The following is a 13,199-nucleotide window of genomic DNA, read 5'->3' as shown; positions in this document are numbered from 1 at the left end:
CCCTCTTGACTTTCTTGATGACCGTCGTCAGTCTTGTCGACAACAGGGCGGCGAATCCGTCCGTTCCTGGTCCAGTGGAGGATACTGATGTTCCGTGCCAGGTCGCTGATGCGTTCCGCGACCTCAGGAGACCGGGTCACACGCCTCGAGCTATTCTTCGATCTGGTCTTTGTCTTCGCGCTAGCGCAGCTGTCCCACCATTTGCTGGAACATCCCTCCTGGGTTGGGGCCGGCGAGACATTTGTGCTTCTTCTTGCGGTCTATAAGGTGTGGGTGTACACGACCTGGTCGGCGACTTTGCTGGAAACTTCGCGGCTTGAGGTGCAGTGGATGCTGCTGATCGTCATGCTTGTCACATTGTTCATGAACGCCTCAATCGGCTCAGCGTTTGGCGCCTTCGGCTGGCTTTTTGCTGCGAGCTATCTCCTGGTCCAGCTGGGCCGGGGTGCGTGGATGCTGACTGTCGGACTTGACCGCACTACCCACAACCATTTCGTGCGCACTCTGATCTGGGGGTGTATGAGTGCGCCGTTTTGGATTGCCGGCGTCTTCTTCGGTCCGGGGCCGCGTTTGCTGTTCTGGGGTGTCGCTGCCGCGATCGATCTGGGCGGCCATATGCTGGCGCACCGGTTGCCGGGCCGGAAAACCGAAGGAAGCCGGGTCCCGCTCCCGGGAGAGAGGATCTTTGAGCGGTTCGGGTTGTTCTACCTGATCGCGCTCGGCGAGACGATCCTTTCAACCGGTCTGGCCATTGCAGGCAATCTGGACGACCCCTGGATATTTCTGACCGGAACCATAAGTTTGGCCGGAAGCGTCGCGATCTGGTGGTGCTACTTCCATGGCCTCGAACAGGACATCCTGGAAAAGCTTGCTTCTGTCGATGATCAGTTTCGGCCCGGCATTTTGGCTGGCAACACCTTGGTCGTGTTACTGGCAGGCCTGATCCTGGTGGCGGTTGGTGATCAGCTCGTGATCAGCGATCCGGCCGCCCGCCCCGATCTGTCCACAGTTCTACTTCTCTTTAGTGGGCCGGCTCTCTTCCTTGCCAGCCGGGGCTTTTTTATTCGACGGGTACTGGGCCTACGCCACTCATCTGATCTCTTCGGCATTGGAGCCTTGGTGGTGCTGGCAAATTTCAGCCTTCTCCTCCCCGCCTTCGTTGCCGCCGCGGGAGCCGTTCTTCCCCTCGTAGGCGTAGCAGTTTCCGACACCGTGAACCGCCGCCGCCGAACGCGACAGGGAGCCCGCTGACATCCTATTGAATGCCAGGGAATGTATCCCGGGCTGGCTTTGACAGCCTAAGGAGCCTTCTGCCAGCCCCTCCCCCAACTGTGCTCCAGAGCACCGCTAATTCCTCGCAGCCGGGGGTGTTGTCCCTGGCACCGACCCGGCTCGCGTAGGCTGTCAGGCAAACACGCGGCATCGGCGGCTCTGATCCCTCGCCAAGCCTGCATTGACGGAGCCTCTTGCGGCCTGAGTCGAGGAGATAGTCACCGAGGAATCAACTGCTCAATGACGGGCCAACCCGCGGCTACGTCCCAGTCCTCTTCCAGCGTGCAGCCAAACTTCGTCTCATAAGTTAGCCGGATACGAGCATGCCGGCCGATAATCCGGCGAATACCAGGCAGCAGTCTGGGTGCCGGTGAAGAACACTGGACCCGATTGGCCTCGGGTCCACGTTCTGCGCGGTGCGCCTACTGGCGCGGTAAGGGGGTTGTAGCCCCTGACATCACACCTTGGGTCCAGGACCCACCGGGTTGGCCGGCCTCCGCCCTAAACGCTTTCCTGCCATTTGGTCTACAGACCTCGGAGGAAGGCTGGCCGATGGTCGAGCCCGTGGCTGGTGAGTCCGTAGAAAACGGGCAGTATCACGAAAATCACCGATGCGACCAGCGGATAGACCAGGACACCCACCGTCCCCGCCGCGAGGTACAGCACGACCCCGGCAAGAGCACGCGGTCGCTCACGTGCGAAGTATGACTCCTCCACCTCCTCCTCGGTGAGCTCGGGATGCCGCGCCAGGTGCGAGAAGAACACCAGCCATGACAGGCACAGCAGTGCCCCAACGAGCGCATACAGCGCGACAGCGACCCGTTCGTCGGCAGGATTGCCCGTCTTGGCGGTATCGATGATCACGGTTGTCGGCCAAGGTAAAAGCGCGAGCGTCGCGAGGATTCCCAGGTTGGCCCACTGCAGGCCGATGTCCATCTCCCGGATACGGGAGAAGGCGGATTTGTGGTTGAGCCAGATCACGGCCAGGTAAATATAGGAGGCCGCATACGCCAGGTATGTCGGCCATTGACCCAGCAAGCCAGTCAGCAGCCCCCCTGGCTCGGTTTCGGGCGGCGTGAGCTCAAGTACCAGGAGCGTGATAACGATCGCGATAACGGCGTCGCTGAACGCCTCGGCACGGCTAGTGTCCGAACGTGTCACGCTTTGCTCCTACGCCTGTGCATGAGGAGGCCCTCCTGCCCGATGCCTTTGCCGGCCGACGCCTGAGGAAAACGGTGGCCGAACATCGCGCCGGCGCCTCGGGCCACAGATAAATGGAACGCAGGAAAGCAGCATAGTCGTGCTGCGACGGCGCGTGGTAGGCCTCTATCCGCTTTCACCGGGCAGCTTGTATGCGAGCACGTCGACGTGCTGTATGTTCGGTTCCGCGCTGAACAGCTCTGTCCCCTGAGCTGCAAGTGCTTGCCCGACACCCCCTGAAAGGTGGGTCCGGCGGGCGTCGTCGTCGGGGAATACGTCGAAGATCCCGAAAGTCGATTCGTCGAATTGGAGGGCGAACCAGGCGCGCGTACCTTCCTCCTGTTCGACGACGGAGCGCGCGCCGCGGAGGAAATCCGCGACGTCCTCCTCCTTGCCGGGCTTGGCCTTCAAGATCACGGACAATGCAACTTCAATCATGCTCCCTCACCCGGCTCGACCTGGTGGATTCCATACTCCACGACAGTTTTCATGGCGGGCCTCCTTGGAACGGCTTTGCGGCTGGGATGGTACCGAGCAGGCCTCGTGGCACCTCCTCAACTATCGAGGGAGCGGCGCGACGCACTGCCCAGTGTCCCAGTGATCGCCGGTCACCACAAGACACGATTTTCTTCCGCCAACGCCAGTGTATGAAGGCGAAATTGCGGAGGCGCGGCACCTGGCGGGCAGGTGCTTTCACTACAGGGTCACGGCCGCTGGCATCAGGGGTCCTTGACTGGTAGCTGACGAAGTTTCGCCCATGGCGGCTAGCCAATCAGCAGCAACGTCGATTCCCCTGCGCCAGTACGGGCGGGGCGCCCATCCTGCGAGCCACAGGTGCAGCCTTTTGTCTTTACCCCAGCCAGTCGCTTGGAACAGAGATGAGGACCCAAAAGACTCCGCGGCGGGCAGGGCCAAAGCCTGCGAACCAGCCGTCAGGGCGACGCGACCACAAGCTTTGTACACAGGTCAAAGCAAAATCCCTCTGACGAGGGAAAACACCGTGCCCGAGGTGGGACTCGAACTGCATTCCAGCTGTTGCAAACGCTGGGATGCCGCGAAAATAATACCAATCCGAAGGCCGTCCGGCCGATATATCGCCCAGTCGGGCGCCGAAGGCGTTGACAGTGTCAACACTCTCTTTTGCCACTTCGAAGCATCTCCGAACCGCAGGTGAGCGATCCCGCAGCGGTATCGATATACAAGGCCCCTGACCACCCGCCGGTCGTCCCGGAAAGGGCGATCCCGGCGAGAAATAGAAGACGGCAGTAACGGCTAAATAAGGGCCGACTGCCGATCAGTCCAAACACGCATCATGCATTCCGGGCAACCGCCTCAGGGCTTGGGAGACACGCCCTAGCGGCGTTCGAAGGTTCCCGTCAGCCTCGCCCGGCCCAAGGTGTGGGTGGAGAGCGCGGATTGCAGGGCGCCCGGGGCGTCTCCAGTGCGAAGGTCCAGCCGCTCAACATCCACGGCATGAACCACCAGCAAATACCGGTGCTGACCGTGCCCGGGAGGCGGGGCAGCTCCCACGAAACCGGCAAATCCGGCATCGTTCTTCAGTTGCACTGCACCAGACGGTAACCGGGAGTTGTCCCGGGAACCTGCACCGGCCGGGAGGGACGTGACGTCTGCCGGGATGTTCACCACAGCCCAATGCCAGTAGCCGGCGCCTGGGGCATCGGGGTCGAAGACGGTGACTGCGTAGCTCCTGGTTCCCTCAGGCGCGCCCGACCAGGTGAGCTGGGGCGATTCGTCCCGCCCGCCGGCTCCCAGGACGGCGCTGCGTTGGGCTTCCGGAAGAACCTGGCCATCCTCGAAGGATTCGCTGATGACTTCGAAGGATTCGATCCCGGATGTTGGTGCAAATGGATCATGTGTTTTCATGGCTGCCTTTCAATTGCTGTCAAGCTACGCACCCGTCAGTTCGATCGAAACGAGGCCACTGACGGCTCTCTCACCGGCGCTGGCCCAATCCTGAATCTGAGTTTGGTGCTAACACGATACGGGTAAACAATGAACCGCGGGACTAAACATCTGCCCGTACCCCCCATGCCGTCAGAGTCACTGCGGAAAACGGAAAACGGTGCTCCCGTCCGGGAGAGCCGGACAGGTCGGATGATGATCTGCTGTGAAGTACGCTTGGCGACGGGATCGGGGTCGTTGAAGTGTGGCGGGAGTGCCACACAATGCAGACAAGTCCGCGCCGTATTGCACGCTGCCTGTGTTTTCTCAGGCGAGCGGATGGGCAGTTAAGGCGTCGGGGAGGCAGCCTCCCAACGGTTGAGCGAAGTTCAACGCCAAGGTCCTCGCCTGCGGTCACAGTCGCCATCAGACGAACAAGACAGGTTCCTTTCCTGGCTTCGGCTGGCTTCCAGAAGGATCCCTTGCAGCAGGGTCTTGTGTTCGGCGGGAACATTCGGTGGCTGTGGAGGGAAAGTTCTACTGACAAGTAACTGATGCGCCGCGTACATTGGCGAAGGGGCGCGTGGCGTCCCTGATTTCCACGATTGAAGTCTTTTGCATCCGCTAGACCGTCCAGATGGCAGCCCAACGTCGCGCTGTCCTTCTGGCAACAAGGACCAAGGCCGGCGACAGTGGCCAGGCCGGGAGGAGACCCATGGCAGGAATGTTCGAACTCTTCAACGACGAAGACTCGAACTTCAGGTTCAGAATCACAGGCCCCGACGGTGCAGTAATGGCCACCTCCCGCGCCTTCCCCGACAAAGCCTCTGCCGTGGCAGGAATCCGGGACATGCGCGAGTATGCCGGAATGGGCCACATCACCGACATGTGCCAGCAACCTGTGGCACGTGGCGGTGCCCCACTGGCTCCAGTAGCCGGAGAACCAGCCTCCGGTCCCGGGTGTTTCAGCCCGCGGGCCAGACACGGGCGGCCCCAGCACAGTTCCTTACGGAGGTAAGGGAAGTTGCAGCGCTGGAGGCCTGCCGTGCGACGGCGAAGTCCGTCGGGCTGCTCACGGCCAGGCGCTGATGGGTCATCAACCTGCGCCTGAGGGCGCGCGGACTAAGGCTCCGATTGGCGAAGCACTCGGGATCATGAGACAAACCGCCCGTGATTTCCTCCGCCGCAAAATCGAAGAGCAGGGAGAAGGACCTGCCCGACCTTCACGGCGTGGCCGCAGCGCGTGCAGTCATGGAAGAAGTTAAGGAGGACCAGCAGGGATTCCCTGCTCAACCACATCCTCCTGACCTGGGTGATGCAGGATTCCTGCGGCCTATTCCTCGCGGTTGATCTCCAGGTAGCTAAGGCCGCTCAGATCCAACCAGTACTGGGTTGGTGTTTCCACCAGCCTCAGCAGCACGCCCTGGCAGTTGCGGCAGCGCACCACAATGCCGGGCGCGTCGGCGAACACCATTGCCTCGCCAAAAGCCCTGACTGAACCGCAATGCCTGCAGCGTGCGAGCGCCGCGATGATGTCGACGCGGAACACTTCCGACAGTGCCCCGGCCGTTGCGTTACCGTCCAGATACGGAATCGGATCATGGGGTGATGCTGCAATATCTTGGTCGCCCGGGTCGGGGACAGCGAAATCGTCCGCGCCGTTCATCAGATGCCTCCCGTCCCGCCAAACCGTTCGGTCTTTACCGACGCCACCGGGTAGCCGGCCTTCACCAGCCAGTCCGCAACGGTCTCCACGAAAACCGTTTGGCCGCAGATGAATACATCCGGATTCTCCTCAGCCGGGAAGATCTTGCGCAGAAGCGTATCCGACGTAAGGCGCCCCGGCGGGGCCGCCCAGCCTTCCGGGGCCAACCGCGTATAGACATAGTCGACCATCAGCTTGTCCGATTCCCGGTCCAACCGACGCAGCTCCTCGCTGTATAACGAGGTCTCCGGTGACTTAAGGGAATAGAGCAACCTGAAAGGAGACTCGCTGGAGGAAACCTGATGGGCGCGGATCATCGACATCAGCGGCACCACACCTGACCCTCCCCCGATCAGCTGTACAGGATTCGCGTTACTGGGCCTCCAGACAAACCAGCCGCCCACCGGCCCGCGGATTTCCAGCCTGTCCCCGACGGCCAGGTCCCGGACCAAATACGGTGACACTTCGCCGTCGGGCAGCTCGTCAACGGTGATGTCCAGATGCTCATCCATACCTGCCGATGCCACGGAGTAAGAGCGGATTGCGGCGTACCCGTCCTCGGCGGTGAGGCGGATGTCGATGTGCTGGCCGGCCAAGTGTCCCGTCAAACCATCCACACGCAGGGTAATGGTCCGGGCAGTGGCATTTTCCGGGAACCCGCCCACCACTTCGGCGACCTGCCACTGGCTGCTCACGGCACGCGCCTCATGAGTACCGCTCCTCGCGCCACGGGTTCCCGTGAAGATGGTAGCCATTCGATTCCCAGAAACCGGGCAGGTCCTCCCCCATCAGCTCCAGACCGCGTATCCATTTGGCGCTTTTCCAGAAATACAGATGCGGCACCAAAAGCCGTGCCGGGCCCCCGTGGGCGCGTTCGAGAGGCTTGCCATCGAATTCCCATACCACCCACGCCTTGCCGCCCAGGAGGTCCCACAGAGGAACATTGGTTGTGTAACCGCCGAAGGAATAGGCCGTAGCGAAATCACTGGTGCTTTCGACGTCTTCGAAAAGCGTGTCCACCGAAACGCCACGCCACACTGTTCCCAGCTTTGACCAGCTGGTCACACAGTGAATGTCCGTAGTGATTTCCTCCTGCGGCAAAGCCATAAATTCGTCCCAGGACCAAGAGAGCCGCCGGCCGGTCTCCACGGCAATGAAAAACTCCCAATCGTCAATACGGATAAGGGGGGCAGGCCCCGCCGTGAGCACAGGAAAATCCGCCGTTTCATGCTGCCCGGGAGGCAGGGCGGGATTCTCGGACCGCCGTCCACGGAAACCGGATGAAATGATACCCATGATGCACCTCCCGGGTGGAGCTCCACCCGGCCAAGGACCGTTGATGCCCCAACCATAGGGCAACGTCTGTCCGCGGTCTAGGCCCCGCGTTGACTCATCAAAGATCCTCGCGTTGCGGTATTCGAAGAATCATTTGAGAATGCCCGCGTAGCGGCGTGTCCGCCGGGGCGGTCTCGGCCGCGTCGGCATTGCGAGCCATGGAGCTTTCGACGAGTGGACGCAGGGCTGTCACGAAGGTCATCGCCACCCGCTATGCCCGGACGGACCGGGCCGGGAAGAAGCAGATTCTGGATGAGCTGTGTGCGACGACTGGATGGCACCGCGACCACGCCCGCAAGGCCCTGCGGCAGGTACTGGTACTGAAACCCGTGCGGGCAAGGACGCCCCGGCCGCCGCTTTACCGGGAGCCCGTGGTCGAGGCGTTGCGGTTCTGCTGGGCGGTGCAGGGAACGCCGGGCGGGCGGCTCCCCGCGGCAGCGTTGCCGGACCTGGTGCCGCGCCTGCGGCGGTTCAAGGAGCTGAACCTTGATGTCGGCACGGCCGCGCAGCTGCTGACGATCTCCCCGGCGACCATCGATCGACCGCAGGCTCAAGGCCGACCGGGCGAAACTGGAGCCCCGCGGCCGGTCCCACACCAAGCCCGGAACACTGCTGAAAGACTCGATGCCGATCCGGACCTGGGCCGAGTGGAACGACGGGGTGCCCGGGTTCGTGGAGATCGATCTGGTCGGCCACGAGGGCGGCAATAACCAGGGTGAGTTCTGTTCACCCTTGATATCACCGACATTGCGACCGGCTGGACGGAAACCCGCTCGGTGCGGAAACAAGGCCCAAAAATGGGTTTTCGCGGCGGATCAAAGACGCCCACTGCCGCGTTCCCGTTCCCTATCCTCGGGATCGGTTCGGACAACGGTTCTGAGTTCATCAACCGGGAGCTCTTCCGCTGGTGCGAGCAGGAGAAACTGACCTTCACCAGGTCCCGGTCCGGGAACAAGAACGACGGCGCCCATGTCGAGCAGAAGAACTGGCACATCGTTCGCCAGACTGTCGGCTATCACCGCTACGACACACCCGGCGAGCTGGAGCTGCTCAACCGGAACTGGGCGCTTCAGCGGCTGCTGACCAACCATTTCGGACCCAAGCAAAAACTCCTCGCGAAAGTCCGGAACGGCGCGAAGATCACCAAGACCTACGATAAGCCCGCGACCCCGTACCAGCGCGTCCTGGCCAACACCGGCACCATCATCAAGACCCTCAAAACCCGTCTGAAACGCGAAAACAAGTCTCTAACCCGGCCGCATCCAACGCCAAATCCAGGCCCTCTTCACGGAGCTACTGACCCTGACCACCGCGAAGCAGGGCACCAAACCCCAACCCGCCATCCGGGCAAAACCAAATGATTCCACGAAACAACCCAGGCGGGCAGCTTGACATGATTTCCCGGGGCCCAACGTGACTTGGTCAGGACGCCGAACAAAAACCAAGGCGGGCCGACGGGTAACTAACCGTCGGCGGCGCCTGATAGGCGGCAAAGCTACACCCAAAACTGACACAGGGCGTCTTGGCTTGGACACAGAATAGTGGACTTAGATCTGGGTCCGGTGAGAGGCTGAGTCCTGCCGCCGTACCCACACGGGGACAATTCCTATGAGTTATCCGCCGCTGCTGCTATAGGAGCTCCCCAGCGGCTCCCGACCTTCAGCCTTGGATAACCCGAATTGACCCCAACTGGTGACAGAATAGAGTCGCCACCGCCCGCTTGTCCGAGCCTGATCAGGTCGACGGAGTCACTATTATCGGCGTTTCGGGAGCGGCCGCGGCAGGGGTGCTTAGGGCTAGATCCCACGGCGGCGGAGCCACGCGTTTGAACTTCTCGAGGTAGTCAATAGCCGCCAGTTCCTTCGACTTCGATCACGTTGAAGCTACCCGGATTTGCTGCACTGACCGCCGAAGCTTCAGGTTTCCTGCACGTTCCAGGATTTTGGGGATGACAGCGACTGGTGCCGTTCCGGGTTTCGTCCCGAGGATTCTGGCCGATCCGGCTGTGGGTCGTTTAGAGCCGAGAACACGTTCTAGCGGCCATAGTGGCTGGTTTTGGGCAGGGAAGCTACTCGTGGGGTAACGGCGCAGACCCCCAACCTCACACGAGTTAGCTATGCTATTGGGAAAGCAAGGGGGACCGGCATGATCAAACGTAAAGCTACGGCACTGGATGTCGCACGACGGGCAGGAGTGTCCCGTAGCGCTGTATCGCTGGTGCTTAACGGCAGGGCCGATGGCAACGTCACCCTGGAACGACAGCAGCGCGTCCTCCGCGCTGCCGCGGAACTGGATTACACGCCCAATTCGGTTGCCTTGAGTCTGCGAAATCAACAGACGTCAACTATTGGAGTCATCACAGACGATATCGTCACCAGCCCCTTCGCCGGCCGGCTGATCAGCGGCGCTTCACGCACGGCCCTGGCCCGTGGGTACATGGTTCTTGTTGTTGATTCAGAGCATGACGTGTCGCGCGAAAGCACTGCGGCGCAGCAACTCGCGCACCGGCAAGTGGACGGCATCATGTACGCCACCGGCAGCCTGCGCGAAGTGACCACCCCGGCCACGATGCGCACCTTGCCGGCGATACTTGCCAATTGCACCGATGCCGCCTCCCCGTTCGGCTCGGTCATACCCGCAGAGGTCGACGGCGGGCGTGCAGCCGCCCAACTGTTGATCGACCTCGGCCACCGACGCATCACCCTGTTGACCGGGACTCTCAGCTCCCCCGCCGCCCCGCAGCGCGAACAGGGTTACCGCGAGGCCATGGAAGAAGCGGGACTAGGCCGCGAGCAACAAGATGTCCACCTCGCCGGCTGGGACATCGATGACGGCTACCGGGCCGCGTCCGCTGTGCTGGGCGGCGGAGACCGGCCGACGGCGATCATATGCTCCAACGACAGGGTGGCCACCGGCGTCTTGTTGTACGCCGCCGCGGCAGGACTGCGGGTACCGCAGGATCTGTCCGTGGTGGGATACGACGATCAGCAGAACGTGGCCGCCAACCTCGTTCCCGCCCTCACCACCGTGGCACTTCCGCACGCCGAAATCGGGGCTACGGCGATGACCATGCTTTTGGACGAGGTTGAAGGAAAAACGCCCGCTGCAGAGATGCCTCGCGGCGAAACCGTGCTGGTACCTTGCCAGGTCATCCACCGGGCATCCACCGGCGCTCCCCCGGCTTCCTGATCCGCTGCATTTCCCAAGCGTCGCGGCCGATGCCCGGTACCCCGCTTCGGCGGGACGTTCGATCTGTCTCCGCAGTCCCCAGGTAAGGCTGTTGCCCTGATTTCCTTCCGTCTGCGTCGCCGGCAGTGACCGCTCGAAATAGTTCTTGACACGTGTTAGGTGCGTCTCCTAACCTACTTAACACGTGTTAGGAGGAGCCGACAATGACGTCTGAAAAGACACCGGGGCAACCAGCCCCTTCGCATCCGCTGCGGTCCAGCAGCAAACTCTCACAACTCACCCGCCGTTCCATGCTGGGCCTGACCGGGCTCGCCGTGGCAGGAGCCACCGTGGGGGCCTGGCCCCGACTGACCGGAACCGACATCCCGGGCCGCGGCAGCAAGGCATTGAACATCGCCATCCTGGGGACGGCAGCGGACGCCGCGGGACGCCAGGGCCTGATCCAGGCCTTCACCGCCGCCCACCCCGATATCCCGGTGCAGCTGCAAGCCATCCAGGGGGCGGACTGGAAAGACTTCTTTTCCAAGATCCTCACCATGGTGGCCGCGGGAACGCCGCCGGATGTCGTCTATGTCGCCACCGAAGGCGCCCAGCTGTTTGCCGACAAGCTCGCTGAGCCCCTGGACGGTTATGTCCGCCGGGACGCGGCAGCGATGATCGATTACTTTGACGACGTTCATCCCAGCCTGCTGGAAGCCTTCATGTACCAGGGAAGCCTGTACCAGCTTCCCCTGGACTGGAACGCGGCGAACATGTACCTGAACACCACCACCTTCGCTCAAGCCGGGCTTGACCGGCCAAAGGACGACTGGACGAAGGACGACTTCAGCGCCACCCTGCGCGCCCTCCGCAAGGCCCGCCCGGCTGATTTCACCCCGTACTACTGGACCAACCGGCTTTTCGGCGGGGTTGTGCCCTGGCTTTACGCCAACGACACCAGCTTCCTGTCCGAAACGAAGGCTCCCGGCGGGGACTGGCTTTGGGACCGCTTCTACCCCAACGATCCAGCCCGCGGCACCCGCGGCGGCGGATATCAATGGCTGGCTCCCAACGCCGAGGACGGGCGGGTTCTCGAGACCTTCGATTACCTGCGCGAACTGGTAGCCGAAGGACTCGGCGTGCGTCCCGAATCCGGGGGCGGCAACGCCCTGGTCGGTCTCTTCGGCAACAACCGCATCGGCACCACGCCCGCAGGCGGCTACTGGGCGCAGGGCCTGCACGAGGCCGGGATGACCGCCGATCAATTCGACGTGCAGTTCTTCCCCCGCTGGCGGACCCAGCGGCATCAGTTCGGGGCCGCCGGCTACGCGATCATGCGCACCGCGAAAGACAAGGACGCGGCATGGGAATGGGTGAAGTTCTGCTCCAGCCGCGAAGCCATGCAACTGGCCATTCCCAAGCCGAACACCACACCCACCCGCCGCTCGATGGTCAACGAGTCCTTCTACGCCGCCACCGGGCCGCGGCACTGGAAAGTCTTCTACGACACCCTGGACAGGTTCCCCACCTCCGGCCCGATCCCCGCCCCGCCACAGCAGGCCGCCGTCGAAACTGCCCTGATGAAAAACGTCTCCACCGCCGTCAGCGGCAGCTCCGCCGATGTACGGACAGCGATGGGCAACCTGCAGCGCGACCTTGAACTGGCTCTGAGGAGGAGCTCATGACCACCACTTCCACCGCCCCACGGCAAACAGTGAAACCACCGGCCGTGCGCCGCTCCTTTGTTGAGCGATGGCTGGCACGGATCTTCCTGGCACCCACAGTGCTCGGCATGGCCCTGTTCACCTTCCTGCCGATCATCGCTTCACTGGTCCTTGCGTTCTTCCGCTGGGACATCATTTCCGCGCCGCAGTTCGTCGGCTTCGCCAACTTCGCCTCACTGGCACAGGACCCCACCGTCCGCGTGTCCTTCCTGAACACCATTGGGTTCGTAGTCATCGCGGTAATCCTTCAACTGGGCATCGCCCTTGGCCTGGCCTCCATGCTGCAGGCAAGGATGCCGTCCTGGCTGAGGGTATTCCTCCGCTCCACCTTCTTCTTCCCCCTGGTCCTGTCCGCCGCGTCGGTGTCCATCTTCATGCGCTACATGTTCAACGAACAGTTCGGCGTCGTGAACTGGCTCCTCTCGCTCGTCGGGATCCCTGCTGTGCCCTGGCTGACCAGTCCCGCGGCGTCCGCGGCCGTCGTTGTCCTGGTCTACGTCTGGCAAAACTTCGGGTTCTCCTTCCTGCTCTTCCTCGGCGCCCTCACCAACATCCCGAAAGAACTGCACGAAGCAGCCAACCTGGATGGCGCCACGGGCTGGAAACAGTTCAGCAATGTGACTCTTCCGCTGATCAGCCCCACGGTGCTCGTGGCTTCCGTCATGGCCATCATCAGTGCCCTGCAGGTCTTCGACCAGCCGTACGTCCTGACCAACGGCGGTCCCGGCGATTCCACCCGGACCGCCGTCATGGTGATCTTTGAATCCGCCTTCCAGCAGCTTGAGTTCGGCAAAGCCTCCGCCATTGGCCTGGTCCTCACCGTGCTGATCCTTGCCGTCACTGCCCTGCAATTCCGCCTTAGCCGCCGCTTCGTCTTCTACCAGTGAGGTCCC

12 protein-coding genes are annotated in these 13,199 nt (G+C 62.3%); 6 read left to right on the top strand and 6 right to left on the bottom strand.

Translation table 11 applies throughout. The features are described from left to right. The first annotated feature begins 87 nt into the window (after nt 1–87). A complete protein-coding gene (locus tag FHJ30_RS09475) occupies nt 88–1,251 on the top strand; it encodes a low temperature requirement protein A (RefSeq protein WP_139029036.1) in 1,164 nt (387 codons plus the stop codon). Nucleotides 1,252–1,797: 546 nt separating this feature from the next. On the opposite strand, the gene FHJ30_RS09470 is transcribed toward FHJ30_RS09475, so the two are convergent. From FHJ30_RS09470 to FHJ30_RS09460, 3 genes are all read right to left on the bottom strand, one after another. Next, nucleotides 1,798–2,433 carry a TMEM175 family protein gene (locus FHJ30_RS09470; protein WP_139029035.1) on the bottom strand — a complete coding sequence of 212 codons (636 nt, stop codon included), beginning with the start codon at nt 2,431–2,433 and terminating at the stop codon, nt 1,798–1,800. Nucleotides 2,434–2,598: 165 nt separating this feature from the next. Beyond that, a complete protein-coding gene (locus FHJ30_RS09465) occupies nt 2,599–2,910 on the bottom strand; it encodes a putative quinol monooxygenase (RefSeq protein ID WP_139029034.1) in 312 nt (103 codons plus the stop codon). 915 nt (nt 2,911–3,825) lie between these two features. After that, nucleotides 3,826–4,356 (bottom strand): YbhB/YbcL family Raf kinase inhibitor-like protein, encoded by a 531-nt coding sequence (locus FHJ30_RS09460; protein WP_139029033.1) that lies wholly within the window; start codon nt 4,354–4,356, stop codon nt 3,826–3,828. Nucleotides 4,357–5,011: 655 nt separating this feature from the next. Here FHJ30_RS09460 and FHJ30_RS09455 point away from each other — a divergent pair. Then, nucleotides 5,012–5,392 (top strand): DUF1508 domain-containing protein, encoded by a 381-nt coding sequence (locus tag FHJ30_RS09455; protein WP_306669377.1) that lies wholly within the window; start codon nt 5,012–5,014, stop codon nt 5,390–5,392. Between the two features lie 315 nt (nt 5,393–5,707). On the opposite strand, the gene FHJ30_RS09450 is transcribed toward FHJ30_RS09455, so the two are convergent. Genes FHJ30_RS09450 through FHJ30_RS09440 form a run of 3 tightly spaced genes read right to left on the bottom strand, consistent with a single transcriptional unit; the run spans nt 5,708 to nt 7,375 of the window. After that, nucleotides 5,708–6,040, bottom strand: coding sequence for a DUF6510 family protein (locus FHJ30_RS09450; RefSeq protein WP_240793651.1), 333 nt, complete (start codon nt 6,038–6,040; stop codon nt 5,708–5,710). After that, complete coding sequence (locus FHJ30_RS09445; protein WP_240793650.1) at nt 6,040–6,774, bottom strand: ferredoxin reductase; 735 nt, start codon at nt 6,772–6,774, stop codon at nt 6,040–6,042. Before FHJ30_RS09445 ends, FHJ30_RS09450 begins: the two co-directional genes overlap by 1 nt. 10 nt (nt 6,775–6,784) lie before the next feature. Beyond that, nucleotides 6,785–7,375: a sulfite oxidase-like oxidoreductase gene (locus tag FHJ30_RS09440; RefSeq protein ID WP_139029030.1), complete on the bottom strand. Its 591-nt coding sequence runs from the start codon at nt 7,373–7,375 to the stop codon at nt 6,785–6,787. A gap of 836 nt (nt 7,376–8,211) precedes the next feature. Between FHJ30_RS09440 and FHJ30_RS09430 the strand changes: the two genes are divergently transcribed. From FHJ30_RS09430 to FHJ30_RS09415, 4 genes are all read left to right on the top strand, one after another. Then, nucleotides 8,212–8,775 carry a transposase family protein gene (locus tag FHJ30_RS09430; protein ID WP_139029029.1) on the top strand — a complete coding sequence of 188 codons (564 nt, stop codon included), beginning with the start codon at nt 8,212–8,214 and terminating at the stop codon, nt 8,773–8,775. 784 nt (nt 8,776–9,559) lie between these two features. Then, the gene (locus tag FHJ30_RS09425; RefSeq protein ID WP_228405858.1) at nt 9,560–10,603 is read left to right on the top strand and encodes a LacI family DNA-binding transcriptional regulator; all 1,044 of its coding nucleotides are present in this window, start codon (nt 9,560–9,562) and stop codon (nt 10,601–10,603) included. Between the two features lie 203 nt (nt 10,604–10,806). After that, a complete protein-coding gene (locus tag FHJ30_RS09420; RefSeq protein WP_139029028.1) occupies nt 10,807–12,267 on the top strand; it encodes an extracellular solute-binding protein in 1,461 nt (486 codons plus the stop codon). Then, nucleotides 12,264–13,193 (top strand): carbohydrate ABC transporter permease, encoded by a 930-nt coding sequence (locus FHJ30_RS09415; RefSeq protein ID WP_139029027.1) that lies wholly within the window; start codon nt 12,264–12,266, stop codon nt 13,191–13,193. The genes FHJ30_RS09420 and FHJ30_RS09415 overlap by 4 nt, the downstream gene beginning before the upstream one ends. The last annotated feature ends 6 nt before the right edge of the window (nt 13,194–13,199 follow it).

The organism is Arthrobacter sp. BB-1 (assembly GCF_006151685.1).
Taxonomy (GTDB): Bacteria; Actinomycetota; Actinomycetes; order Actinomycetales; family Micrococcaceae; genus Arthrobacter.
This window is presented reverse-complemented; position numbering and strand designations above follow the sequence as displayed.

Bases quoted from the DNA above. Each gene is read 5' to 3' on its own strand.
- FHJ30_RS09475 (WP_139029036.1), top strand. From the start codon at position 88: ATGTTCCGTGCCAGGTCGCTGATGCGTTCCGCGACCTCAGGAGACCGG.
- FHJ30_RS09465 (WP_139029034.1), bottom strand. From the start codon at position 2,910: ATGATTGAAGTTGCATTGTCCGTGATCTTGAAGGCCAAGCCCGGCAAG.
- FHJ30_RS09460 (WP_139029033.1), bottom strand. From the start codon at position 4,356: ATGAAAACACATGATCCATTTGCACCAACATCCGGGATCGAATCCTTC.
- FHJ30_RS09455 (WP_306669377.1), top strand. From the start codon at position 5,012: ATGGCAGCCCAACGTCGCGCTGTCCTTCTGGCAACAAGGACCAAGGCC.
- FHJ30_RS09450 (WP_240793651.1), bottom strand. From the start codon at position 6,040: ATGAACGGCGCGGACGATTTCGCTGTCCCCGACCCGGGCGACCAAGAT.
- FHJ30_RS09440 (WP_139029030.1), bottom strand. From the start codon at position 7,375: ATGGGTATCATTTCATCCGGTTTCCGTGGACGGCGGTCCGAGAATCCC.
- FHJ30_RS09430 (WP_139029029.1), top strand. From the start codon at position 8,212: ATGGGTTTTCGCGGCGGATCAAAGACGCCCACTGCCGCGTTCCCGTTC.
- FHJ30_RS09425 (WP_228405858.1), top strand. From the start codon at position 9,560: ATGATCAAACGTAAAGCTACGGCACTGGATGTCGCACGACGGGCAGGA.
- FHJ30_RS09420 (WP_139029028.1), top strand. From the start codon at position 10,807: ATGACGTCTGAAAAGACACCGGGGCAACCAGCCCCTTCGCATCCGCTG.
- FHJ30_RS09415 (WP_139029027.1), top strand. From the start codon at position 12,264: ATGACCACCACTTCCACCGCCCCACGGCAAACAGTGAAACCACCGGCC.